Source organism: Bradyrhizobium sp. SZCCHNR1093, assembly GCF_032381175.1.
GTDB lineage: Bacteria > Pseudomonadota > Alphaproteobacteria > Rhizobiales > Xanthobacteraceae > Bradyrhizobium.
This window is the reverse complement of record NZ_JAUHJJ010000012.1, coordinates 1-24,849: the sequence shown is the minus strand read 5'-3', so window position 1 is coordinate 24,849 and position 24,849 is coordinate 1. Positions and strand designations below refer to the sequence as shown.

Here is a 24,849-nt window from a genome sequence, read left to right as displayed (position 1 = left end):
TACCCGGATCATGGCCAAAATCACCCGCCCCCAACGCGCCAAGCCGGCGCCGGTTCGCAGCCCCTTGAAGAAGGCCGCTCCCAAGGCCGCTCCCAAGTCAGCCCCTAAGGCCGAATCGAAACGGGCCGCCAAGAAGGCTCCGACGGCCAAGCCGAAGAGCCCTGCCCGGCCAGTCAAGAAAGCGTTGAGCGCGACCAGGCCCTGGACCCCGGCCGAGATCCGCGAGGCCTTCAGCCGCTTCGCTCAGGCCAATCCGGAGCCGAAGGGCGAGCTCGAGCACCTCAACCCCTACACCCTGCTGGTGGCCGTGGTGCTGTCGGCGCAGGCGACCGACGCCGGCGTCAACAAGGCGACGCGGCCGCTGTTCGCCGTCGCCGACACGCCGCAAAAGATGATCGCGCTCGGCGAGGACAAGCTCCGCGACACCATCAAGACCGTCGGCCTCTACCGCACCAAGGCCAGGAACGTGATCGCGCTGTCGCAGAAGCTGATCAGCGAATTCGGCGGCGAGGTGCCGCGCACGCGCGCTGAACTGGAATCGCTGCCGGGCGCCGGCCGCAAGACCGCGAACGTCGTGCTCAACATGGCGTTCGGCGAGCACACGATGGCGGTCGACACCCATGTGTTCCGCGTCGGCAACCGCACCGGCTTGGCCCCCGGCAAGACGCCGCTGGAGGTCGAGCTCGGGTTGGAGAAGGTGATCCCGGCCGAGTTCATGCTGCACGCGCATCACTGGCTGATCCTGCACGGCCGCTACACGTGTCTGGCGCGCAAGCCGCGCTGCGAGCTGTGCCTGATCAAGGACCTCTGCCGCTGGCCCGAGAAGACGGCCTGATACGTTGTGCGTGACGAACGGTTTCGCCTGAGAACGCGTTTGACAGTCACTATTGTGTCACGGCGCGACGCCGTCTCACCATGGCCGGGCCACATCGCCGCCCGCATTGGACATAAGATGACACCCATAATCCGGGGCGATGTGAGTGGCGCGTGACGATTCCCGCGTTCTCGGACCTTTCTGCGCCGGGACGTTGAAGGATCAGCCGCATGGACCATACCGCCGCACTCGTGTCGCTCGCGACCTCGGTGCCACCGCATCAGTTCCGCCAGAACGTGGTGATGGAGGCCGCCCGCGTGGTGCTGTCGCCGCGCTTTCCGCAGTTCGACACGATGGCGAGCCTGTTCGCCAACACCGGCATCCGCCAGCGCTACGGCGTCAAGCCGATCGAATGGTACATGGAGCGCCGCGGCTGGCCTGAGCGCACCGAGGCCTATCTCGAAGGTGCCGAGGCGCTGTTCATCGATGCGACCAACAAGGCCCTGGCGCAGGCCGATCTCGCAGCCGCCAACATCGACACCATCGTCACCGTGAGCTCGACGGGCATCGCGACGCCGACGCTGGAAGCGCGTGTCGCCGGCCGCCTGGGTTTCCGCGCGGACGTGTCGCGCGTGCCGGTGTTCGGGCTTGGCTGCGCCGGCGGCGTCTCGGGCCTGTCGATCGCTGCGCGGCTGGCGCAGGCCCGGCCCGGCACCAATGTGCTGTTGGTGACCTTCGAATTGTGCACGCTCGCGGTGCGCCATGATGAGTTGACGAAAGCCAACATCGTCGCGCTGAGCCTGTTCGGCGATGGTGCCGCAGCGGCGATCCTGCGCGCCGGCGATGGCGGCGCTATCAGGGTCGAGGCGACCGGCGAGAAGCTGTGGCCGGATACGCTGGATATCATGGGCTGGAGCGTCGATCCCGAGGGCTTCGGCGTGATCTTCCAGCGCACCATTCCCGATTTCGTCACCGAGAACATGGGCCCGGCGGTCACCGAGATATTGGAGCGGATGAAGCTCGCGCCTGCCGACGTCGACCGCTTCGTCTGCCATCCCGGCGGCGCCAAGGTGATCACGGCGCTGGAGCGCGCGCTGTCGCTCGGCCAGGGCACGCTAGATCATGAGCGCGAGATCATCGCCGACTACGGCAACATGTCCGCGCCGACGGTGCTGTTCGTGCTGGAGCGCGCCCGCGCCCGGGGCTTGCCGCCGCGCTCGGTGCTCACAGCGCTCGGACCTGGTTTCACCGCAAGCTGCGTTTCATTGAGGCACGCCGCATGACCTTCGCCGCCTTCGTCCTCGCCCTCGTCACCATGCAACGGCTCGGCGAGCTCGTGCTCGCCCGCCACAACACCAAGCGCCTGCGCGCCATGGGCGCGATCGAGGTCGGGGCGGATCATTATCCGCTGATGATCTCGATGCATGCGGCCTGGCTGGTGTCACTGTGGCTGCTCGGCGCCGACCAGGAGGTCGACCCGTGGCTCTTGAGCGCCTTCGTGCTGCTGCAGGGGCTGCGCTGGTGGGTGCTGGCGACGCTCGGCCCGCGCTGGACCACGCGCATCATCATCCTGCCCGGTGCGCCGCTGGTGACCGATGGTCCCTATCGTTACATCTCGCATCCGAACTATCTGGTGGTCGCAGCCGAGATCGCGCTGCTGCCGCTGGCGCTGCATCTGCCGCTGATCGCGCTGATCTTCTCAGGCCTGAATGCGGCGGTGCTGTTCATCCGCATCCGCGCCGAATCGGAAGCACTCACCGGCATCGGCGGCGGCCAGACCGCATGAGCGCATCGGCCGCGCCGCAGGATCGTCCGAGCCTCGCCACCTGGCTCGGCTTCATCCTGATGTGCGTCGGCATGTTCATGGCGATCCTGGACATCCAGGTGGTAGCGACGTCGCTGCCGACCATCCAGGAGGCGCTCGGCATCACGCCGGAGGCGATGAGCTGGATCCAGACGGCGTATCTGATCGCCGAGATCATCGCCATTCCGCTCACCGGGCTGCTCACGCGCGTGTTCACGTTGCGCTGGCTGTTCGTCGGCGCCGTCGGCATCTTCACCGCCGCCTCGCTCGGCTGCGCGTTCAGCGGCGATTTTCACACGCTGCTGGCGTTTCGCGTGCTGCAGGGCTTCTTCGGGGGTCTCCTGATCCCCGTCGTGTTCTCCGCCGTGTTCCTGCTGTTTCCACCGCGCCTGCACGCGGTCGCGACGACGATCGGCGGCGTGGTCGCGGTGCTCGCACCGACCATCGGCCCGGTCGTCGGCGGCTTCATCACCAACACCTGGTCGTGGCCCTGGCTGTTCCTGATCAACATCGTGCCCGGCATCATCGCCGCGTTGATGACGCCAAGCCTGCTGCCGAAGCAGCGCATGGATCTCGCGGAGCTCGACAAGCTCGACCTGGTTGCGCTGTTGCTGCTCGCGGTGTCCCTGGCCAGCCTCGAGCTCGGGCTGAAGGAGGCCCCGAAGGGCGGCTGGCTGTCGTCGAACTGCATTGCGTTTCTGGTGCTGAGCGCGTCATGCCTCACTTTGCTGATCCAGCGCCTGCTGGCCTCGCCGCATCCGATCCTGCGGCTCGGCAGCTTTCAGCGGCGGTCGTTCACGCTCGGCTGCCTGTCGAGCTTCTGTCTGGGCATCGGGCTGTTCGGCTCGGTCTATCTGATGCCGGTGTTCCTCGCCTTCGTGCGCGGCCACGATGCGTTCGAGATCGGCAAGGTCATGCTGGTCACCGGCGTAGCGCAACTGATCGCCGCTCCGCTGGTGACGGCGCTGGACGGCAAGGTCGACGCGCGTCTCCTGACGGCGTTCGGCTTCGTGTTGTTCGGCTTCGGTCTGGCCGCGAGCGCGTTCCAGCCGCCGACCGCGGACTATCAGGAAATGTTCTGGCCGCAGGTGGTGCGCGGCGTCGGCATCATGTTCTGCCTGCTGCCGCCGACGCGGATCGCGCTCGGCGACCTGCCGCAGGCCGAGGTCGCTGATGCCAGCGGGCTGTTCAACCTGATGCGCAATCTCGGCGGCGCCATCGGCATCGCGCTGATCGACACCATCATCTATGGCCGCGTCGCCATGCATGCCCAGGCGTTTCGCGACCGCCTGCTGGCCGGCGATACCGCGGCGGCCAAGGCGATCGGGCTCGCGCCGGAGCTGCTGCGCAACCGGCCGCGCGGCGTCTCGGAGGAGCAGGCGATCGCCTATGTCCGGCCGCTGGTCGAGAAGGCCTCGCTGGCGCTGTGCGTCAACGAGGCGTGGTCGCTGCTCGCCGGTGTCGCGCTGCTCGGCTTCCTGCTGATCCCCTTCGCCCGCAGCAAGGCGGCGAGCCTGTCGCCGCGGATGATGGCGCTAGAGGCTGCGCAGCCGGCGCTCCGGCGACGGCTCGATCAGTTCGGGCCGCGGTCCGGATAGGCGCTTGTGCAGGTGGACCATGAAGGCCATGCCGAACAGCGGCGTCGCCAGGTTCACGATCGGGATGGTGACGAAGGCCGCGATGATCAGCCCCGCGGTGAACACGGTCACCGCATTGTCGCGCCGCATCGCCTTGGCCTCCGCCGGCGGCCGGAAGCGCATCGCGGCCAGCTCGAAATATTCGCGGCCGAGCAGCCACGCGGTGGCGAGGAAGAAGATCACGAAGCCGGCGCCGGCCAGGAACACGAAGGGCAGGGCGACCAGATAGATCAGGATGGTGAGGCCGGCGGCCTTGAGGCCCTCGATGATGGCGACGCCGAAGGGCAGGGCGACGCCGGGGCGCTCGGCTGGATAATGCTCGCGCTCGACGAGGTCCGCGACGTCGTCGACGAACAGGCTCGCGATCACCGAGGTGATCGCCGGCATCAGCATGATGCCGCCGAACACGACGCCGAAGCCGGCGGCGATCGAGATGATCCAGGTGAGCACCTCCAGGGTGCCGTGCGAGTTCGGCCCGAGCATGGCCTCCGCCCAGCCCTCGCCGGCGGTCGCGAGCCAGGTCAAGAGCCGCTGCAGCCCGATCGCGAGCACCGTGACCAGCACCAGCGCCAGCCCGATCGCGCGCCACAGGATCGAGCGCATCGGCGGCGACAAAATCTGCGAAATCGCCTTGATGGCGGCGTCGATCATGGCGGGGTCCCTCGCTGCAAAGCCCGCGGCAGAGGTAGACATGCCGGCGGGCTTCGGCAAGTCCGCCGGCATCGTATCAAAGTTCGGTCGCCCGCAGTCGCAGCGCGTTGCCGACCACGCTGACCGACGACAGCGACATCGCGGCGGCGGCGATGATCGGCGACAGCAGGATGCCGAACAGGGGATAGAGGACGCCCGCGGCGATCGGGATGCCGGCGGCGTTGTAGATGAACGCGAAGAACAGGTTCTGGCGGATGTTGCGCATCGTCGCCGCCGACAGCTTTCGCGCCCGCGCGATACCGCCGAGGTCGCCCTGGAGAAGCGTAATGCCGGCGCTCTCCATGGCGACGTCGGTGCCGGTGCCCATCGCGATGCCGACGTCGGCCGCGGCGAGCGCCGGCGCGTCGTTGACGCCGTCGCCGGCCATCGCGACGATCTTGCCGCTGGCGCGCAGACGCGCGACCACCGCGCTCTTCTGCTCGGGCAGCACCTCGGCCTCGACCTCGGTGATGCCGATCTTGCGCGCGACCGCGGTGGCCGTGGTGCGGTTGTCGCCGGTCAGCATGATCACCTTGATGCCGTCGGCCGCGAGGGCCTTCAGCGCCTCCGGCGTCGAGGCCTTGACCGGATCGGCGATCGCAAACAGCGCTGCCGGCTTGCCGTCGACGGCCATCGTGATCACGGTGGCGCCTTCGCTGCGCAGCCGCTTGCTCTCGACGCCCAGCGTATCGGTGATGATGCCGAGTGAGGCCAGGTAGGTGGCGGTGCCGAGCACGATGGCTTTGCCGTCGACCTCGCCGCGGGCGCCCTTGCCGGTCGGCGCGTCGAAGCCCTTGACGTCGGCGAGCTTGATGTTGCGCTCGGTGGCATGACGGACGACGGCCGCGGCGAGCGGATGTTCGCTGGCGCGCTCCACGCTTGCCGCGAGTCGCAGCGCCTCGGTCTCGTCGAAACCATCGGCGGTGACGATCGCCGTCACCTTCGGCTTGCCCTCGGTCAAGGTGCCGGTCTTGTCGACGACCAGCGTATCGACCTTCTCCATCCGCTCCAGCGCCTCGGCGCTCTTGATCAGCACGCCCGCCTGGGCGCCGCGACCGACGCCGACCATGATCGACATCGGCGTCGCGAGACCGAGTGCGCAGGGACAGGCGATGATCAGCACGCTCACGGCGGCGACGAGGCCGAAGGCGAAGCGCGGATCGGGACCGAACGCGTACCACGCGACGAAGGCGGCAATGGCTGCTGCGATCACCATCGGCACGAACCAGCCCGCGACCTGGTCGGCGAGGCGCTGGATCGGCGCGCGCGAGCGCTGCGCGTCGGCGACCATCTGCACGATCTGCGACAACAGGGTCTCGCGGCCGACCTTGTCGGCGCGCATCACGAAGCTGCCGGTCTGGTTCAAGGTGCCGGCGATGACGCGCTCGCTTTCGGCCTTGGTCACGGGCATCGACTCGCCCGTCACCAACGATTCGTCGAGCGAGGAGCGGCCTTCGAGAATGATGCCGTCGACCGGCACCTTCTCGCCCGGGCGCACGCGCAGGCGATCGCCGACCGCGAGTTCGGCGATCTCCACCTCGTGGTCGTTGCCGTCGGCATCGAGCCGCCGCGCCGTCTTCGGCGCCAGCTGCAGCAGCGCCTTGATCGCGCCCGACGTCGCGTCGCGCGCGCGCAGCTCCAGCACCTGGCCGAGCAGGACGAGAACGGTGATCACGGCGGCCGCCTCGAAATACGCCGCGACCGCGCCGCCGTGGCCGCGGAACGCCGGCGGAAACGCCTGCGGCGCTAGGGTCGCGACCACGCTGTAGACATAGGCGACGCCCGTGCCCATGGCGATCAGGGTAAACATGTTGAGATTGCGGGTCTGGACCGATTGCCAGCCGCGGACAAAGAACGGCCAGCCGGCCCACAGCACGACTGGTGTCGCCAACGCGAGCTGGATCCAGTTCGACAACATCGGATCGACAAAGCCATGGCCGCCGACGAGGTGGCCGCCCATCTCGAGCACGACGACGGGAGCGGCGAGCAAGGTGCCGATCCAGAATCGCCGTGTCATGTCGGCGAGCTCGGGATTGGGCGCGTCGTCGAGGCTGATGACGTCGGGCTCCAGCGCCATGCCGCAGATCGGGCAGGTGCCCGGGCCCACCTGCCGGATCTCGGGATGCATCGGGCAGGTGTAGATCGTGCCTGCCGGCATCGCGGGCGGCGACTCGCGTTCGCCGCGATATTTGTCGGGATCAGCCGCGAACTTGGTGCGGCAGCCGGCCGAGCAGAAATGGAAGGTGTGACCCTCGTGCTCGAAGCGATGCTTCGAGGTCGCGGGATCGACGCTCATGCCGCAGACGGGATCGATGACCTTTGCCTGGTCATGCTGATGCGCATGGTGCTCATGACCGCCACAGCACGACTGCGCGGCTGCAGGTGCGGCTGCGAGATACTTGGCGGGATCGGCGGCGAACTTGGTGCGACACCCGGCCGAGCAGAAATGGAAGGTGTGACCCTGATGCTCGAAGCGATGCGTCGAGGTCGCCGGATCGACCGACATGCCGCAGACCGGATCCGTGACCTTCGCCGGTTCAGGCGCAGCGTGGTCCGAGCCGCCGCAGCAGGCCCCCGAATCGCCGTCAGGCGCCGCGCCGGCACGATCGCTGCAACAGTTGTCCGCGGATGCTTGGTTGTGTCCGGTTTCCACCGCGCGCGCGTGCGATCCACAGCCGCATCCGCCCTCGCCGGCCGCCGCGCTACCATGCTCGTGTTTGGTTTCCGACATCGCCCAGCCTCTTGAAACCTATACCCTGTAGGGGTATATAGGCTCCATGCGCGAGGACATCAAGACATCCTGTCAGAAACGTTTGAGCCGGATCGAAGGGCAGGTCAGGGGCCTGTCGAAGATGGTCGAGGACAACCGCTACTGCATCGACATCGTGACCCAGATCTCCGCTGTGCGGGCGGCGCTGCGCCGGGTCGAGGAGGAGATCCTGCGCGACCACGTCGCCCATTGCGTCGAGCACGCGATCGCCTCTGGCGACAAGGCCGATCAGCGGCAGAAGATCGCGGAGCTGATGGACGTGATCGGCCGGTCGGATCGCTGAGCAGAATGGATGACGATCAAACCGCGACCTTGCGCCGTCGGGCAGCCGCGCGCGGCGCGACCTGCCGCACCGGCTCGGTGACGAGGTAGTGCTCGTTGACGACGAGCCGTTCGCTGACTTCCTCGATCATCATTTCCTCAGCCGGAACCGGCTGCGCCGCCTCTTCGTCAGCCGCCTCAGGAACGAGCGGCGGCGCTGTGACGGAGCCTGGAAACACGGCGAACTCGCCCGCTACCTCCGCGAGCGGCTTCTGCTTGTCGGCCCAGTGCAGCGTCGTGTAGTCGAATCCATTGACGATGGTCGGCTTGATGATCTCGAAATAGGGCGAGATGTCGAAGTCGCGCGGCATGTAGAGCGACGAATCGCGGATGTGCAGGATCTCGCGCTTGGCGCGCCGTGAGGGGGCCCGCGTGATCTTCGGCAGGATCGGATAGCGGACCGCGTCGAACGCCTGCGCGATCAGCGCCGAGCAGATCATCTTGGTCGGATCGCCCGAACCCAGCGCGATCATACGCCGCCGCCAGCGTTGCGGAACCGGCATCGGGATCAGATAGCGCATCAGGTCGATGATGTTCTTGGTGTCGTAGCCGAAGCCGATGCGATTGATGGCGTAGCGGCACACCGTATGCCGGTCCTCATAGGTCAGGCCGACCGGACGGCACACGCGGGTATGATAGGCGAAGTATTTCGACAGCGGCGCCGAGATCACGCCGTCGCCGACATAGGCTTCGACCAGCACATGCGGCTCCCCGTCGGGCTCGACGGCGCCATCGATGGGGCCGACATAGAGCGCGGCGTGCGACCAGGTCGACTGCGTGAGATATTTGATGATGCCGGAGATGCGGCTGTTGCCCTCGACCAGCAGCACGTCGCCGGGCTGGACGTCCTTGCGCAGGTAGTCCGGATCGCTCGGCGTGAACGGCTCATAGCCGGGGATCTCCTTCTGGAGATAGGCGGCAATCAGCTTGCCGATCTGGTCGAGCACGATACCCATAACGCTCCCCGGGCGACCTTGGCCGGTCGCCGGCTTTTCCCTTCTTCCATGATGGTCGATTGCGGTTGCAATTTGGTTCATAGTCGAAGCAGTCCGCACGGTATTGCGTTTACCATCCCGGTTGCCGCAGCGCAGCAGATACGGCAAATTCGGTCGGTATTCGTTTCGTTCAAAGCTTTCGGAAACCATGTCATGAACTTCACGCGCCGCGGCTTCCTCTCCGCTTCCGCGGCGCTGGCCGCGCTGCCCATCTCAGGCCGCGCCGCGCAGGCGGCTGTTCCGCGCGAGGCTGACATTGTCGTGATCGGGGCGGGTGCGGCGGGAATCGCCGCGGCCCGCCGGATCGTGGCCGCCAACCGCAAGGTCGTGGTGCTGGAGGCCGCGCCGCAGATCGGCGGTCGCTGCAGCACGGATGTCGCCACCTTCGGCGTGCCGTTCGATCGCGGCGCCCGCTGGCTGCTCAGCGCCGACAGCAATCCCATCGGAAGGCTCGCGCGCGGCGTCGGACTCGATCTCGTCGCGGCTCCCGTCGGGCAGAAGATCCGGGTCGGCCGGCGCAATGCGCGGCCCGGCGAGACCGAGCAGTTCCTGGCCGGGCTGGTGCGCGCCAATCGCGCCATCGACGAGGCGGCGCGCGGCAAGCTCGATACCTCCTGCGCCGCGGCGCTGCCGAAAGATCTGGGCGACTGGACCAGCACCACCGCGTTCGTGCTCGGCGCCAGCGCGACCGGAAAGGATCTCGCCGATCTCTCCGCGATGGACAAGGCGCGCGCACAGGGTCGCAGCGCTCCGCTGGCCTGCCGGCAGGGGCTGGGCACGTTCCTCGCCAAGCTCGGCGAATCGTTGCCGTCATCGCTGTCGACTCCGGCAACGCGCGTCGTGTGGACCAACCGCGACGTCGCGGTGGAAACGCCGGCGGGGCGAATCGCGACGCGCGCCGTCATCCTCACGGTGTCGACCAACGTGCTGACGTCAGGCGCCATCAAGTTCGCGCCCGAGCTGCCGAAGCGGCAGCTCGACGCCGCCGCCAAGCTCAGCCTCGGCAGCTACGATCACATTGCGCTGATGCTGGCGGGCAATCCGCTCGGCCTGTCGCGGGACGAGGTCATCATCGAGCAGAGCAATTCCAACCGCACGGGTCTGCTGCTTGCCAATATCGGTGGATCGTCGCTTTGTACCGTCGATGTTGCCGGCGCCTTCGGCCGCGAACTATCAGCGCAGGGCGAGGCGGCGATGGCCGACTTCGCCAGGGAGTGGATCGGCAAGCTGTTTGGAAGTGAAGCCGCCGCAGCGGTGAAGTCGTCAGCAGCCACGCGCTGGAACCAGGTGCCGGGCGTGCTCGGCGCGATGTCGGCGGCCACGCCCGGCAGCCAGGGCGCCCGCAAAATTCTGGGCGAACCGTTGGGCCCGCTGTTCCTGGCCGGCGAGGCCACGCACGAAACGCTGTGGGGCACGGTCGACGGCGCCTGGGACTCCGGCGAGCGCGCCGCGGAAGCCGCGCTGCGCCGGATCGGCGCGATCAAGGACGCCGAGCCGGAGCCGAGCAGTGAGCGGCAACGACCGCGCCGTCGCGGCAAGGTGCGCTCGGCCTCGCCGGAGGATTGACCGTCGATCCGCAAACTCATCAGCAAGATGGTGGGCACGGCGCAACTGCGATCTCAAGCGTTGAAATGGCACGGCTGCGCCTTTGCCCACCCTACGGCTGATGCAGGCGAGCTGCCGATTGAAGCACGCCCAGCCTTGGCTACACAGGCAGCTTCAATTCCATCAGGTCTTTCGCGACCACGATGCGGCCCGTGTAGTTCTTCTTCACGTCCCGCGTCCAGTCCTCGTCCGTCACTTCGGGATCATCACCGGGTACGAAGTGGCTGAGCGCCAGCACTTTCACGCCTGCAGCCGCGGCGATGCGTCCGACGTCTTCCGTGGTCGTGTGGCTGTCGAGCAGGTGCTTCTTCAGCGTCGAGCCGTTCTTCGTCTTGGCGACCAGCCGATCGACCGCGGGCACATAGAGGCATTCATGCACGAGCACATCGGCGCCCTTGGCAAACTCTGCAAGCTTCGGGTTATAGGCGGTGTCGCTCGAGAACACGATCGTGCCGTCGGGCGTCTCGAACTTGTACGCGAAGTTGTCGGTGATCGGCGGATGTGGCGTGCGGAACGCGGTTACCGTCACGTTCGCTGTCTTCAGCACGACGCCGTCCGCGTCGATATCCTTCGCGACCAGGAGTGGCCGCGGATCTGGCCGGCCTTCGTCCGCGATGCGGGTGTCGACGTCGAACTTGTTAGTTTCCCAGAAGCTCCTGGTCATCGCCTCCAGGCCCCTCGGTCCGAACGACTGGATCGGCGTCGACAATCCTGCGGCCCAGGCGTTGTAGAACAGGTTGCCGTATTCGAGATTGTGATCGGAATGGTGGTGGCTGATCAGGATGTACTTGATCGATGGGATCGGAACCCCAGCACTGACGAGCTGACGGCTGACGCCCATGCCGCAATCGATCACGAACGGCGTGCCGTTGACGACGACGAGGTTGGCCGGATTTGAAGCGCCCACGCCGACGCGTGGGCCGCCCTTGGTGCCGAGGAAGACGATGCGCGTGCCCGTCTTCGCGCCTTGCGCGAACGCCGCGGGCGCCGCGATGGCGCCGGCCGTTCCCAGCGCGAGCTTGAGCATTGTTCGCCGATGGATCACGGTGGCCTCCCTGTCTGCTTCGTTGCAGGAAGGCTAACCCCGCCCGAGCACGCCGTCGAGGGCCGGCAGGCCGGCGATCACGGCGATTGCGATCAGCGCATAGCAGATGGCGCGAAACACCTGCTCGCTGGCACGGCCGAACAGCGACGCGCCGAACGCGACACCAAGCGCGTAGACCGGACCGATCAGCAGCGAAAGCTTCAGCGAATCCCAGGTGATCAGCCCGCTCATTGCGTAGCTCACCATCGCGAAGAAGTCCGATGCGCCGAAGAACAGCACGATATTCGCTCGCGCGATCTTTGGCGGGATCGGGCGTCCCAGCCAGTAGCCGACGATCGGCGGGCCCCCGGTCTGCGCCAGTCCGCTGCAGAATCCGGAGATATAGCCGACAGCGACCGACAGCGCGGTGTACTCCCTGCCGCGATAGCGCCAGCCGGACAGCAGCAGCGCAAGCAGCGCGATCACGAAACCGGTGATGATCCAGCGTACGGTGACAGGGTCCAGCCGGCTGAGGAAATAGGTGCCCACGGGCACGCCGACCAACGCACCCGCGACGATCACGGCGGTGGCCTTGCGGTCGGCCTCGCGCCAGGCCGGCGCCACCATTGGGGCCATCGATACGAAGTCGATCACCAGCAGCAGCGGCGCGACCAGACGGGGCGTCGCAAAGCTGCTCGCGAGCGGCATGAAGATCAGCGCCGCGCCGAAGCCGGAGAAGCCGCGCGCGGTTGCGGCGATGAAAGCGACGATCGCCAGCGCGACCGCCGCGAACAGGCTGAGATCGGCAGGGATGAGCCCGGACAGGCTCATCCGCGCAACGTGCCGCCGGTCTTCTTGCCAACGTCGGCCGTGATCTTTGCCGCGACGGCGTCGATCTCCTCGTCCGTCATCGTCCTCTCGCGCGGCTGCAGGGTGACGGCGATCGCTACCGACTTCTTGCCGTCCTCGATGCCCTTGCCCTCGTAGACGTCGAACACGGCGACATCGGTGATCAGCTTCTTGTCGACGCCCTGCGCGGCGCGCACGATATCGCCGGCCTTGACCTTGCGATCGACGATGAAGGCGAAGTCGCGCGACACCGGCTGGAATGCGGACAGCTCCAGCACCGGCTTGGCGCGCGTCGGCTTCGCCTTGGCGGCCGGAATGCGATCCAGGATCACCTCGAAGGCGACGAGCGGCCCGTCGGCTTTCAGCGCCTCGAGCGTGCGCGGATGCAGCTCGCCGAAATGGCCGAGCACGTTCTGCGGTCCCATCTGGATCGTGCCGGAGCGTCCCGGATGCATCCAGGCGGGGCCGCCGGCGACGATCTGCAGCGACGCCATCGGCGCGCCGGCGGCCGCCAGCACGGCGAGTGCATCGGCCTTCGCGTCGTAAGCGCTCGCCGCCTGAGATCCCGTCCAATGTCGGCCGAGACCCTTCGCCGACGCGACGCCACGGCGGATGCCGCTCGCCGCCATGAGCTGGTCCGCGGGGCCATCGCCCTTGAAGATCTGCCCGACCTCGAAGATCGCGGCATCGCCGAAGCCACGATCGGCGTTGGCCTGCACGGTTGCGATCAGTCCCGGCAGCAGGCTCGGCCGCATGTCGGAGAGATCGGCGGCAATCGGGTTCGCAAGCGCGAGCTCGGCCTTGCCGCCGCCGAACAGCTCGGCCGCCGGCTTGGAGATGAACGACCAGGTCACGGCCTCGACCATGCCGCGCGCCGCCAGCGCGCGCTTGGCGCGCCGGGTGCGCAGCTGGATCGGCGTCAGCACCGGCTTGCGCGGGGCATCGCCGCGCTCGAACGGCGTCATCGGCACCTTGTCGACGCCGACGATGCGCACGACCTCCTCGACGATGTCGGCCTTGCCATGCACGTCGCTGCGCCAGGAGGGCACCGCGACCTTCACGACCGGGCCGTTGCCGGCGACCACGAAGCCGAGATGCGTCAGGATCCGCCGCATCTCGGTCAGCGGCACCTCGATGCCCGCCAGCCGCTTCACCTCGGTCAGTGGGAAATCGATGATACGGTCATCACCAAACGGATTGCCGACGACGACGGTCTCCGACGGCGTGCCGCCGCAAAGCTCGAGCACGAGCCTGGTCGCCATCTCCAGGCCCGGCACCATGAAGGCCGGATCGACGCCGCGCTCGAAGCGGTAGCGCGCGTCGGAATTGATGCCGAGCTTGCGGCCGGTCTGGGCGATGTTGATCTCGTTCCACAGCGCCGATTCGATCAGCACGTCGGTGGTGCCTTCGTCGCAGCCGGAGGCTTCGCCGCCCATGATGCCGGCGAGCGATTCGACGCCGGAATCGTCGGCGATGACGCACATCGAATGGTCGAGCGTGTAGGTCCGGCCGTCGAGCGCGAGCAGGGTCTCGCCGTCACGCGCGCGGCGGACGACCAGATTGCCCTTCACCTTCTTGGCGTCGAACACGTGCAGCGGACGCGCGCGGTCGAAGGTCATGTAGTTGGTGATGTCGACCAGCGCGTTGATCGGGCGCAGGCCGATCGATGTGAGGCGCTGCTGCAGCCACTTCGGCGACGGGCCGTTCTTGACGCCGCGCACCAGTCGCAGCGCGAAGCCCGGACAAAGCTTCTCGTCCTCGACCGTGACCTTCACCGGGCAGGGGAGCTCGCCCTTCGCCGGCTTGATGCCGGGGTCCTTCAGCTTGCCCATGTCGGCGGCGGCGAGGTCGCGGGCGATGCCGTGCACGCCGGTGCAGTCCTGGCGGTTCGGCGTCAGGTTGATCTCGAACATGGGATCGCCGAGGCCGGCCCACTCCGCGTAAGGAGTGCCGATCGGCGCATCCGCCGGCAGCTCCATGATGCCGTCGTGATCGTCGGAAATCTGCAGCTCGGCCGCCGAGCACAGCATGCCACGGCTCTCGACGCCGCGGATCGTGCCGACCGAGAGCGTGATGTTCTTGCCGGGGATGTAGGTGCCGGGCGGCGAGAACACCGACACCAGGCCCGCGCGCGCGTTCGGCGCACCGCACACCACCTGCACCGGCGCGCCACCGTCACCGGTGTCGACCATGCAGACGCGTAAGCGGTCGGCGTTCGGGTGCTGCTCGGCGGAAACGACGCGCGCGATTCGATAGGGCGCGAGCAGCTTCGCTTTGTCCTCGAGATGCTCGACCTCGAGGCCGATCATGGTGAGCTTCTCGGCGAGCCTCTCCACCGGCTCATCGGTGTCGAGATGGTCCTTCAGCCAGGACAAAGTGAATTTCATGGCTGCATGCCTCGGATCTTGCTGGTGTTTGTATCGTGTGTGTTGGCTTCGTATGTGCCGTCTTGGCCGCTTGCACAGCTCTCTCCGCTCCCTCCCCCCTTGTGGGGGAGGGTTGGGGAGGGGGGTAAGCCACGGGCGCGGACGGCGAGAGCCTGACGGATGGCTTCAACGACGCCTTCCAAGTTCGAAGTCACCTGCTCGTTGGTGAAGCGGTGGACTTCAAAGCCTTCGGCTGCGAAGAATGCGTCGCGTTGGGCGTCTCTTGCCTGCCGTTCGGCGAAATCATGCGATTCCCCGTCGAGTTCGATGACAAGCTTTGCCGAGAAGCAGACGAAGTCAGCAATGTAGTTACGAAACGGGACTTGGCGGCGAAAGCTGGCGCCATCGATCCGGTTCGCCTTGATGTAGCGCCAGAGCAGTGTCTCGGCGCGCGTCATCGCCTGGCGAAGTTGCTTCGCCCGGCGGCGATGGCGCTCGCTGACAACTGCGTGCGGCATCCGGGGCTACCCCCCTCCCTGACCCTCCCCCACAAGGGGGGAGGGAACGGAGAAACCGGTGGTTGTCGAAGCGCGCGCGCGGGGGATCCAGCTCTCCCCCGCAAGCGGGAGAGGGAGTCCTACCGCCCGAGCGGAGACAGCGAGGCCGGCAACGCTCACGCGCTCAATCCCCCCGCGAGCGTCGGCACATCCAGCGGCTTGAAGCCGTAGTGGGACAGCCAGCGGACGTCGCCTTCGAACAATTGGCGCAGGTCGCTCATGCCGTATTTCAGCATCGCAATGCGGTCGATGCCCATGCCCCAGGCAAAACCCTGGTACTCGTCGGGATCGATGCCACAGGCGCGCAGCACGTTCGGATGCACCATGCCGCAGCCGAGAATCTCCAGCCAGTCCTCGCCTTCGCCGAAGCGGATCTCGCCCTTGTCGCGGCGGCACTGGATATCGACCTCGAGCGACGGCTCGGTGAACGGGAAGAACGACGGCCGGAATTTCATGTTGATGTGGTCGACCTCGAAGAACGCCTTGCAGAACTCGTGCAGGATCCATTTGAGGTGGCCGAGATGCGAGCCCTTGTCGATGACGAGGCCTTCGACCTGGTGGAATTGCGGCGTGTGGGTCGCGTCCGAATCGATGCGGTAGGTGCGGCCCGGGCAGATCACGCGGATCGGCGGCTTCTGGCTCAGCATCGTCCGCACCTGCACCGGCGAGGTGTGGGTCCGCAGCAGCATGCGCGAGCCGTCCGGCTTCGGATTGAAGAAGAACGTGTCGTGCATCTCCCGCGCCGGATGGCCTTCCGGGAAGTTCAGCTTGGTGAAGTTGTAGTCGTCGGTCTCGACATCGGGGCCCTCCGCGATCGAGAAGCCCATGTCGGCGAAAATCGTGGTCAATTCGTCCATCACCTGGCTGAGCGGATGGATGCGGCCGGTCTCGGCCGGCGAATCCTGCAGCGGCAGGGTGACGTCGATGGTCTCGGCCGCGAGCCTCGCGTCCAGCGCTGCGGCCTTGAGCACCTCGCGGCGCGCGGTCAGCGCCTGCGTGACCTTGTCCTTGGCAAGGTTGATTGCCGCGCCTTGCGTCTTGCGCTCGTCGGGAGACATCTTGCCGAGCGTGGCCAGCAGCGCCGAGATCGAGCCCTTCTTGCCGAGGGCTGCGACGCGCACGGCTTCCAGCGCGGCTTCATCGCCGGCGGTGGCGATCTGGTCGAGGATCGAGGTCTCGAGCGAGGCGAGGTCGGACACGGTCAAAATCTCCGCGGGACAAAGGCGGCTGGGTTGTCGCCGCGCGGGCGACAGGGGTCAAGCGAAAGGATCGATGTCGCCGAACAGCAAAAAGCGGCCGAGATCGTCGGCCGCTTTGCAGTCCTCGCGATGAGGAAGGGCGATCAGGCGGCGAGCGCCGCCTTGGCCTTCTCAACGATCGCCTGGAACGCGGCGGGCTCGTTGATCGCGAGATCCGACAGCACCTTGCGGTCGACGGTGATGCCGGACTTGGACAGGCCGTCGATAAATCGGCTGTAGGTCAGCTCGAACGGACGCACAGCGGCGTTCAGGCGCTGGATCCAGAGCGCGCGGAAGGTGCGCTTCTTGCGCTTGCGATCGCGGAACGCATACTGGCCGGCCTTCTCGACGGCCTGCTTGGCGGTGCGGATCGTGTTCTTGCGGCGGCCGTAATAGCCCTTGGCGGCCTTGAAGACTTTCTTGTGCTTGGCGTGGGCGGTCACACCGCGTTTGACGCGAGACATGCCGGGTATCCTTGGATTCAGAGATGGCGATCAGCCGCGGCTTGGAGGCGGCCAGGGTTTCGGAAGCGAGAGGCCGGTCAGGCGTTCGGCAAGAAGTACTTCTTGACGTTGTCGCCGTCGGTCTTGAACAGCACGCGGGTGCCGCGCAGCTGCCGGATCTGCTTCTTCGTCCGCTTGATCATGCCGTGGCGCTTGCCGCGCTGGGCGTGCATCACTTTGCCGGTGGCAGTCACCTTGAAGCGCTTTTTGGCGCCGGATTTGGTCTTCAGCTTGGGCATTTGGCTCTCCTTCATGCCAACGGCAAGCCGCCCGCTAGAGCGGCGCCATCCGGCGAAAATGCTCGTTAGAGCGTTGGTTGTGCTCAGGTTTCGGGTCCAAACGAGGACCCACCCGCACAGGGACATCGCCACGGCAGCCCTTGATCAGCCGGGCGACGAAGGCCGCGCTTATGCCAGAGACGGTGGCTCTTGGCAACGCTGAACCGCCGAATCGGCTCGTCCGAGCCATGGTCAGCCGACATGCGAGCCGCGGGTACAGGTATCCCAGGGCGGCCCTCGGCCACCAGCACCGGCCGGCTCCGTTCGGTGGAGCCGCAAAGGCTCCTCCGGCAGCTGCAGCGGGCGGTGGCAGGTCCTGATCCGCGCCCGCAAAGAGCGGTTCTGACGGGGGCCTCAAGAGAAAAGCCCGCCAGACGTGTGGCGGGCTCGGTTTGGTGCGTCGGTGGCTGGCGACTAGCGCGGGGCCAGAACCATGACCACCTGGCGTCCCTCGAACCGCGCGTCCTGCTCGACCTTGGCGAAAGCCGCGACGTCGGACTTGACCTTGTCGAGCAGCTTGGTGCCGATCTCCTGGTGCGCCATTTCGCGGCCGCGATAGCGCAGCGTGATCTTGACCTTGTCGCCCTCTTCGAAGAAGCGCTGCATCGCCCGCATCTTCACGTCGTAGTCGTGGTCATCGATCATCGGGCGGAGCTTGATCTCCTTGATCTCGACGACCTTCTGCTTCTTGCGGGCCTCGGCGGCCTTCTTCTGCGCCGAATACTTGTACTTCCCGTAGTCCATGATCTTACAGACGGGAGGATTGTTGTTCGGCGAAATCTCGACCAGATCCATGCCGGCATCAGCGGCCATCTTGATCGCAACCACGGTCTCGACAGTGCCGCGGTTGGTACCTTCTGAATCGATCAGCTGGATCTGCGCATTGCGAATCTCATCATTTGTGCGCGGCCCGTCTTTGACGGCAGCGGGCGGGGCTCGATTGGGGCGGCGAATGGGTAGTTCTCCAAGGTTGTGGAAGAAGGCGACTATTTTGAAGGAAGATGCCCTCGCGGGCAAGACAGCTGGCGTCCCGTGCGTCGAATTAACATCCGGCCGTCATGGCTCTTGCGTCGCACGCGCAGGACTTCGGCGCGGCCGTGCATTCCCCCAAAGGGACCACATGGTCAAGAATGGCGATCAAAACCGCACTTTCGAGGCCTCGTGGTTCCGCTCGCGGACATAGAGTGCGCAGGGCCCTTTCGCAAGCGGCAGTGCCCGGTCGAGCGGATTGACGCGACCGGCTGGTTCGCCCACACAGCCCCCGAAATCGAGTAACGATCCATGAACCCTGCTGCAGAAAATGCCGATACGCCCGTCTTCGTCACCGTCGGCGCGGGCGAATCGTCGCGCCGGATCGCGGTGCGGGCGCGGCCAGGCCGCCCGCCCGGGCTGTTCTGGCTCGGTGGCTTCAATTCCGACATGAAAGGCACCAAGGCGCTGGCGCTCGACGCCTGGGCCGCCGAGCGCGGCCGCGCCTGCGTCCGTTTCGACTATTCCGGTCACGGTGAATCCGGCGGCCGCTTCGTCGACGGCACTATCGGCCGCTGGCTCGAGGAGAGTGTTGCGGTGTTCCGGCAATTCTGCCGCGGACCGCAGGTCGTGATCGGTTCCTCGATGGGCGGCTGGATGGCGCTGCTGCTGGCGCGCGAGCTGCTCAAGGACCCGGCAGAGGCGACGCTGGCCGGCCTGGTCCTGATCGCCCCGGCGCCCGATTTCACCGAGGAGCTGATGTGGAAGGGCTTCCCGCCGGTGGTCCGGACCGAGATCGAGTCCAAGGGCGTCTGGATGCGTCCGTCGGAGTATGGCGAGCCCTATCCCATCACCAGGGCGCTGATCGAGGACGGGCGCAATCATCTCCTGCTCGGCGGTGCCATCAAGGTCGGCTGCCCGGTGCGCATCCTGCAGGGCGCGCAGGACCGCGACGTCCCCTGGCAGCATGCGTTCGCACTGACCCACCGCCTGCCGGCCGAAGACGTGGTGCTGACCATGATCCAGGACGGCGACCACCGGCTGTCGCGTCCGCAGGACATCACGCGCATGCTGGCCGCCGTCGGCGAGATGGGCTGACGCGGCCCGCCTCAGCATCGCGCCTGCCATTCCGCGCGGACGCTCTCGTCGGTCTCCGACGTCAGCGCCGCCTCCGCATGTCGCGCGTAAGCAGCCTCGTCGAGCAGCCAAGCGAGCGCCCAGGCGGCGGCACCGCGCACCAGCGGACTCGGATCGGCGGCCAGCCGCTCGGCGGCCGGCGTCAGCGCCGCATCGCCGGAGTTGCCGATCGCGATCAGCACGTTGCGCAGGAAGCGGTCGCGGCCGATGCGCTTGATCGGCGATTTCGTGAACAGTGCGCGAAACGCGGCGTCGTCGAGCGCAGCCAGCTCGGCGAGATCGGGGGACCGCAGCGATTCGCGGGCTGCCAGCTTCGCCTCGCGCCCCGCTTGCGCGAACTTGTTCCACGGGCAGGCGGCGAGGCAGTCGTCGCAGCCGTAGATGCGGTTGCCCAGCGCCCTGCGGAACTCGCGCGGGATCGGCCCCTTGTTCTCGATGGTGAGATACGAGATGCAGCGCCGCGCATCGAGACTGTAGGGGGCCGGGAACGCCGCGGTCGGGCAGCTGTCGAGGCAGGCCCGGCACGAGCCGCAATGATCGCGCTCCGGCGCATCGGCGGGCAGGTCCAGCGTGGTGTAGATGGCGCCGAGGAACAGCCAGGAGCCGAAACCGCGCGACACCAGGTTGGTGTGCTTGCCCTGCCAGCCGAGCCCGGCCGCTTCGGCCAGCGGCTTCTCCATGACGGCCGCGGTGTCGACGAACACCTTCACGTCGCCGCCGGATTGCGCGACCAGCCAGCGGGCGAGCGTCTTGAGGTTCTTCTTGATGACGTCGTGATAGTCGTCGCCGCGGGCATAGACCGAAATCGCAGCGTTGCTGCGCTGGGACAGGACCGCGCGCGGATCCTCGTCGGGGCCGTAATTGACGCCGAGGATGATGATGCTGCGGACCTCGCGCCACAGCGTGGTGGGATCGGTGCGGCGGGACGGCTCGCGCGCCAGCCAGTCCATGTCGCCGTGCTGGCCGGCGGCGAGAAAGCGTTCGAACGCGGCGGCCCGCTCGGCGCTCACGACCGGGGCGGTGATGCCGATGGCATCGAAGCCCAGCCGTTGCGCCTCGACGGTCAGCGCCGCCTTCAACGTCTCCGGCGTGGGCCTATCGGCGCTCAGAAGTCCAGGTCCACATAGGTCCGCGACGCCGGGACGCCCGCCAGCCAGTCGGAGAGCAGCGGCCGGAACGACGGCCGCGACTTCACCCGCGCGTACCACGCCTTCGCTGCGTCGTCCTCGATCCATGGCACGTCGCCCAGATAGTCGATCGCCGACAGATGCGCGGCGGCGGCCAGGTCGGCATAGGTCAGCCGGTCGCCGGCCAGGAAATTGCGCCGCTGCGCCAGCCAGCCGATATAGGCGAGATGATAGCGCACATTGGTCTTGGCGGCGCGAATCACGTCGGTCGACGGCGGCCCGCCGCCATCCTCCTCGCTCATGAAGCGCTTGTAGATGCGCTCGGTGACCAGCAGGTTCGAGGCCTCCTCGAAGAACTTGGTGTTGAACCAGTCCATCAGCCGGCGCACCTCGACGCGCTCGGCCGCCGACGCCGGCATCAGCCGGCGATCGCCCATCTCGGGCCCGCAGGTCTCGTCGATGAACTCGGCGATCACGCCGACACCGGGCACCGGCGGCAGGCCTTCGACCGACAGCACCGGCGTGATGGCCGCGGGATTGAGCACGAGAAACGCCTCGCGGCGCTCCCAGGCGCGTTCCTCCACCAGGCGCAGATCGAGCCCGTATTCGCCGAGCACCAGCCGGACGAAGCGTGAATGCGGGCAGAAGGGATGGTGGTAGAGCGTGTACATGGAGCCTTTCGACGATTCCGCGGCTACGGCGCTTAACGAACAATCAACCATCGGTTCGCACCGACGCCTCGTCCCGATACCGGCGCGCGGGTGCGCTCGCGAATCGGACCATTAGCGCATGGTCGGCGAAAGTGTAAGCAGTAGGGCGACGGGCGGTCATGCGGGAAACGGCGCTTTCGGGAACAGCGATCAGCGCGCCCGATCCGCTGTCCGGCATTGCCTCGTTCTGATTCGCATGGCCGATCACACGCCGGTTCATTCATCGGATGTGGCCGGTTCGAGCGCTTTTTGCAATTGCGGGCGGGAGCCGAATAGGCGAGAAGGGCCGCGTTTTGCCGGCAATCCAGGATCCGATCAATGATGTCAGATACGCTGCGGGCGGTGCTTCTCGGCATAATCGAGGGCGTCACCGAGTTTCTTCCCGTATCCTCGACCGGCCATCTGTTGCTGGCGGAACGCTTCTTCGGGCTCGGCGACGAGGGGTTCTGGAAGAGTTTTGCGATCCTGATCCAGCTCGGCGCCATCCTCGCCATCGTCGCGCTGTACTTCTTCAAGCTGTCGCGCGTCGCCATCGGCGCGATGTCGAACGCTGACGACCGCCGATTCATCATCGGCGTGCTGATCGCCTTCCTGCCCGCCGTCATCATCGGCCTCATCGCCGGCAAGTACATCAAGGCGCTCCTGTTCGATCCCTGGGTCGTGTGCTTCTCGCTGATCGTCGGCGGCGCCATCCTGCTGTGGGTCGATCAGATCGATCTCAAGCCGCGGGAGCACGACGCCACGCGCTATCCGCTCATGATGTATCTGTGGATCGGCGTCGCGCAGTGCTTGGCCATGATCCCAGGCGTGTCGCGCTCCGGCGCCACCATCGTGGCGGCGATGCTGCTCGGCGGCGACAAGCGCTCGGCCGCGGAGTTCTCCTTCTTCCTGGCGATCCCGACCATGGTCGGCGCCTTCGTCTACGACTTCTACAAGAGCCGCGCCGAGATGACGTCCGATCACCTCGGCCTCATCGCGATCGGCTTCGTCGTCTCCTTCATCACCGCCATGATCGTGGTGAAGGCCTTCCTCGGCTACGTCACCCGCCACGGCTTCGTGCTGTTCGCCTGGTGGCGCGTGATCGTCGGCACCCTCGGCCTGATCGCGCTGGCGCTGGGGAAGTGAGCTGAGCCCCAGCTCCATCCACCGTCATTGCGAGCGTAAGCGAAGCAATCCAGTTTGGTGGGCGAGACTCTGGATTGCTTCGTCGCTTCGCTCCTCGCAATGACGTGGAGAGGCCGGTGGCCCCTCACGCGTTCTTGCGCTGGAACTGCCCGGACGGACGGAAGCGCCAGAGATATTGCGGGGCGACCGCCTCGAGCGAGTCCGGCGTGATGCCGAGGCCCTGCAAGGTCAGCCCGGCCGCCTTCGCGGCTTCCGACACCACGTTGTCGTAGCGCAAGAGCTCGACCTGGTCGGGCGTCAGCTTCAGCGGCCCCGGCGCGAACTGCAGGATTGCGGCCTGCAGCTTGGCGAGCCCGAACGGCAGCGGCAGCAGCGCGCGGTCGCGGTCGGTGATGTCGAGGATGATTTTCAGGATCTCCCGGAAGCTCAGCACCTCCGGCCCGCCGAGCTCGTAGGTCGCGCCCGGCTGCGCCTTGCCGTCGACCGCATCGGCCACCGCGGTGGCGACGTCGCCGACATAGACCGGCTGCATCTTCGTCTCGCCGCCGCCGATCAGCGGCAGGAACGGCGAGACCCGCGCGAGCGCCGCAAAGCGGTTGGTGAACTGGTCCTCGGGGCCGAACACGACCGAGGGGCGCATGATCACGGCCTCGGGCACCGCGGCCAGCACGGCGGTCTCGCCGGCCGCCTTGGCGCGGGCATAGCTCGAGGCCGACTCCGCGTCGGCGCCGATCGCTGAGACGTGCACCATGCGGGCGCCAGCGGCGGCCGCCGCCTTGGCGACGGTGGCGGCACCCTCGGCCTGCACGGCCTCGAAGGTCTGCGCGCCGCTCTCGGTCAGGACGCCGACCAGGTTGATCGCGACATGGCTGTCACGCAGCGCTGATGCGACCGAGTCGGGATAGCGCAGATTGGCCTGTACGGCGTGGATCTGGCCGACCCGGCCGAGCGGCTGCAGGTGGCCGGCGAGCTCCGGCCGGCGCACCGCGACACGGATGCGGTAGTCGCGCTTGGCCAGCGCCCGGACCACGTTGCGCCCGACGAAGCCGGAGCCGCCGAAGACGGTAACCAATGTGTCCAGATTCGATGCCATGGAATGAGTCCTGGGATTGCCGGGCGGTCGGTCCGCCCCGGACGAGATAGCTGTCAGCGGCGATTCGCACTCCGCGGCCCGCCATCCTGGGCCGCTGTATAGCCCATCGCCCGCACCGCGGAAAAGGGAGCCGTGTTTTTGCGCATGGCTTCAGAAAAATTGTCATCTTGGGCGTTCAGCGGTTTGACAAGCGCCCGTTCGATCCGTACACAGCGCCCCCATGCCCAGGTGGCGGAATTGGTAGACGCGCTGGCTTCAGGTGCCAGTGGCTTAACGGCCGTGAAGGTTCGAGTCCTTTCCTGGGCACCATTTTGGTGGTGACCTCCCCCGCACAGAACTCTGTGACAGACGACGGCGCTGATGCGCCTCCGGATCTGATTGGGTGGCATCGATTTAGCTGATGTCTTCGGGACATCAGCGACACGCTCGTCCCCGAGCCAGCCGATAATCCTCCTTTCAACGCCCGTGATGTAGCCGCTGCTGCCGGCTGCGAGCCTCCACCCTCCCCTGGAGGGGGAGGGTCGATCGCACGCGAAGCGGGCGAGCGGGGTGGGGTGATCTCTCCACGCACGCCAGCGCCAGAGGAGAGATCACCCCACCCCGCCTCACGTTTCGCTTCGCTCTCCGTGAGGCGACCCTCCCCCTTCAGGGGAGGGTGGGCACCGCCTTCGTGTTGAGTGATCACCATGACCGCCGTGGTCCTTCTCGTTTAGGGCAAGACCTATCAGCCTCGCGGCGCGCTTTGCGCCCGAGCTGTGCCGATCGTCTCGCCCTCGAAATCATGAGGGCGCAGGGAGAGCCGGGTGCCGACCGCACCCATGGCCCGCCAGCGAAGGAAAATGCTGGCGGCAGGAACCACAGGTACGCGCCGGATCATCCGGCCCTCCCTGCGCGATTGGTTTTAACGGCTGCTTCGCGTTCTCCCTGGTGCGCCGGGCTTGTTGGCCACCATCCCCACGCGAAGCGAAAGCTTCGACATGAGTTGATATCAGCATCGGGATATCAGGACCGCGCGACTTGACCGTGCGTGCATCGCCGTTCGTCCGCGCGAACTAATTCACGCTGCGTCGACACACGCCCATCGCATCCCACTGCCAACGATCCGTGACGGTCGCGAAACGCCCCTCATGCGGCAGCAGGGACGCGCGGAAATGTGCAGGTGATTTGCCCGACGAGGCTGGGCAAGAATCCGAATTAGGGGGGTGAGAGGGCTCGGCGCGGTGCAATTTCGAGCCAT

The 24,849-nt window shown here is 66.8% G+C and carries 22 protein-coding genes and 1 tRNA gene; 9 read left to right on the top strand and 14 right to left on the bottom strand.

Annotated elements, in window-relative coordinates; translation table 11 throughout:
* Positions 1-10: 10 nt before the first annotated feature.
* The 4 genes from nth (at position 11) to QX070_RS27955 (ending at position 4,216) form a co-directional block, all read left to right on the top strand.
* Positions 11-835: an endonuclease III gene (nth, locus tag QX070_RS27970; RefSeq protein WP_315740379.1), complete on the top strand. Its 825-nt coding sequence runs from the start codon at positions 11-13 to the stop codon at positions 833-835.
* A 209-nt stretch (positions 836-1,044) separates the two neighbouring features.
* A complete protein-coding gene (locus tag QX070_RS27965) occupies positions 1,045-2,097 on the top strand; it encodes a type III polyketide synthase (protein WP_315740378.1) in 1,053 nt (350 codons plus the stop codon).
* Positions 2,094-2,600 carry an isoprenylcysteine carboxyl methyltransferase family protein gene (locus QX070_RS27960; protein ID WP_315740377.1) on the top strand — a complete coding sequence of 169 codons (507 nt, stop codon included), beginning with the start codon at positions 2,094-2,096 and terminating at the stop codon, positions 2,598-2,600. Before QX070_RS27965 ends, QX070_RS27960 begins: the two co-directional genes overlap by 4 nt.
* Complete coding sequence (locus QX070_RS27955; protein WP_315740376.1) at positions 2,597-4,216, top strand: DHA2 family efflux MFS transporter permease subunit; 1,620 nt, start codon at positions 2,597-2,599, stop codon at positions 4,214-4,216. Before QX070_RS27960 ends, QX070_RS27955 begins: the two co-directional genes overlap by 4 nt.
* On the opposite strand, the gene QX070_RS27950 is transcribed toward QX070_RS27955, so the two are convergent.
* Complete coding sequence (locus QX070_RS27950) at positions 4,154-4,906, bottom strand: sulfate transporter family protein (protein WP_315740375.1); 753 nt, start codon at positions 4,904-4,906, stop codon at positions 4,154-4,156. The genes QX070_RS27955 and QX070_RS27950 overlap by 63 nt on opposite strands.
* Before the next feature lie 76 nt (positions 4,907-4,982).
* Positions 4,983-7,676: a heavy metal translocating P-type ATPase gene (locus QX070_RS27945; protein WP_315740374.1), complete on the bottom strand. Its 2,694-nt coding sequence runs from the start codon at positions 7,674-7,676 to the stop codon at positions 4,983-4,985.
* Positions 7,677-7,722: 46 nt separating this feature from the next.
* On the opposite strand from QX070_RS27945, the gene QX070_RS27940 reads away from it, so the two are divergent.
* Positions 7,723-7,998: a metal-sensitive transcriptional regulator gene (locus QX070_RS27940; protein WP_315716843.1), complete on the top strand. Its 276-nt coding sequence runs from the start codon at positions 7,723-7,725 to the stop codon at positions 7,996-7,998.
* 16 nt (positions 7,999-8,014) lie between these two features.
* Here QX070_RS27940 and QX070_RS27935 read toward each other — a convergent pair whose 3' ends face one another.
* Positions 8,015-8,992 carry a YiiX/YebB-like N1pC/P60 family cysteine hydrolase gene (locus QX070_RS27935; protein WP_315740373.1) on the bottom strand — a complete coding sequence of 326 codons (978 nt, stop codon included), beginning with the start codon at positions 8,990-8,992 and terminating at the stop codon, positions 8,015-8,017.
* A gap of 192 nt (positions 8,993-9,184) precedes the next feature.
* Between QX070_RS27935 and QX070_RS27930 the strand changes: the two genes are divergently transcribed.
* Positions 9,185-10,597 carry a flavin monoamine oxidase family protein gene (locus tag QX070_RS27930; protein ID WP_315740372.1) on the top strand — a complete coding sequence of 471 codons (1,413 nt, stop codon included), beginning with the start codon at positions 9,185-9,187 and terminating at the stop codon, positions 10,595-10,597.
* A gap of 139 nt (positions 10,598-10,736) precedes the next feature.
* Here QX070_RS27930 and QX070_RS27925 read toward each other — a convergent pair whose 3' ends face one another.
* From QX070_RS27925 to infC, 8 genes are all read right to left on the bottom strand, one after another.
* A complete protein-coding gene (locus QX070_RS27925) occupies positions 10,737-11,681 on the bottom strand; it encodes an MBL fold metallo-hydrolase (RefSeq protein ID WP_315740371.1) in 945 nt (314 codons plus the stop codon).
* A gap of 33 nt (positions 11,682-11,714) precedes the next feature.
* On the bottom strand, positions 11,715-12,491 hold the full coding sequence (locus QX070_RS27920; protein WP_315740370.1) for a sulfite exporter TauE/SafE family protein: 777 nt from the start codon (positions 12,489-12,491) through the stop codon (positions 11,715-11,717).
* Positions 12,488-14,896: a phenylalanine--tRNA ligase subunit beta gene (gene pheT, locus QX070_RS27915; RefSeq protein WP_315740369.1), complete on the bottom strand. Its 2,409-nt coding sequence runs from the start codon at positions 14,894-14,896 to the stop codon at positions 12,488-12,490. Before pheT ends, QX070_RS27920 begins: the two co-directional genes overlap by 4 nt.
* Positions 14,893-15,393 carry an endonuclease domain-containing protein gene (locus QX070_RS27910; protein ID WP_315740368.1) on the bottom strand — a complete coding sequence of 167 codons (501 nt, stop codon included), beginning with the start codon at positions 15,391-15,393 and terminating at the stop codon, positions 14,893-14,895. Before QX070_RS27910 ends, pheT begins: the two co-directional genes overlap by 4 nt.
* 155 nt (positions 15,394-15,548) lie before the next feature.
* Complete coding sequence (pheS, locus tag QX070_RS27905; RefSeq protein WP_315740367.1) at positions 15,549-16,631, bottom strand: phenylalanine--tRNA ligase subunit alpha; 1,083 nt, start codon at positions 16,629-16,631, stop codon at positions 15,549-15,551.
* A gap of 143 nt (positions 16,632-16,774) precedes the next feature.
* Complete coding sequence (gene rplT, locus QX070_RS27900) at positions 16,775-17,134, bottom strand: 50S ribosomal protein L20 (RefSeq protein WP_012040570.1); 360 nt, start codon at positions 17,132-17,134, stop codon at positions 16,775-16,777.
* Positions 17,135-17,211: 77 nt separating this feature from the next.
* The gene (gene rpmI / locus QX070_RS27895; RefSeq protein ID WP_008539890.1) at positions 17,212-17,412 is read right to left on the bottom strand and encodes a 50S ribosomal protein L35; all 201 of its coding nucleotides are present in this window, start codon (positions 17,410-17,412) and stop codon (positions 17,212-17,214) included.
* A 453-nt stretch (positions 17,413-17,865) separates the two neighbouring features.
* Positions 17,866-18,405: a translation initiation factor IF-3 gene (infC, locus tag QX070_RS27890; RefSeq protein ID WP_315740503.1), complete on the bottom strand. Its 540-nt coding sequence runs from the start codon at positions 18,403-18,405 to the stop codon at positions 17,866-17,868.
* A gap of 327 nt (positions 18,406-18,732) precedes the next feature.
* On the opposite strand from infC, the gene QX070_RS27885 reads away from it, so the two are divergent.
* Positions 18,733-19,518: an alpha/beta hydrolase gene (locus QX070_RS27885; RefSeq protein ID WP_315740366.1), complete on the top strand. Its 786-nt coding sequence runs from the start codon at positions 18,733-18,735 to the stop codon at positions 19,516-19,518.
* An 11-nt stretch (positions 19,519-19,529) separates the two neighbouring features.
* Here the strand turns inward: QX070_RS27885 and queG are convergent, their stop codons facing one another.
* A complete protein-coding gene (gene queG, locus QX070_RS27880; RefSeq protein WP_315740502.1) occupies positions 19,530-20,714 on the bottom strand; it encodes a tRNA epoxyqueuosine(34) reductase QueG in 1,185 nt (394 codons plus the stop codon).
* Entirely contained in the window at positions 20,663-21,355 is a 693-nt protein-coding gene (locus QX070_RS27875; RefSeq protein WP_315740365.1) for a glutathione S-transferase family protein, read from the bottom strand. Before QX070_RS27875 ends, queG begins: the two co-directional genes overlap by 52 nt.
* A gap of 357 nt (positions 21,356-21,712) precedes the next feature.
* Here QX070_RS27875 and QX070_RS27870 point away from each other — a divergent pair, with 357 nt between their 5' ends.
* Entirely contained in the window at positions 21,713-22,519 is an 807-nt protein-coding gene (locus QX070_RS27870) for an undecaprenyl-diphosphate phosphatase (protein ID WP_315740364.1), read from the top strand.
* 124 nt (positions 22,520-22,643) lie between these two features.
* On the opposite strand, the gene QX070_RS27865 is transcribed toward QX070_RS27870, so the two are convergent.
* The gene (locus QX070_RS27865) at positions 22,644-23,612 is read right to left on the bottom strand and encodes a complex I NDUFA9 subunit family protein (RefSeq protein WP_315740363.1); all 969 of its coding nucleotides are present in this window, start codon (positions 23,610-23,612) and stop codon (positions 22,644-22,646) included.
* 222 nt (positions 23,613-23,834) lie between these two features.
* Between QX070_RS27865 and QX070_RS27860 the strand changes: the two genes are divergently transcribed.
* Positions 23,835-23,921 (top strand) — tRNA-Leu (locus tag QX070_RS27860).
* The last annotated feature ends 928 nt before the right edge of the window (positions 23,922-24,849 follow it).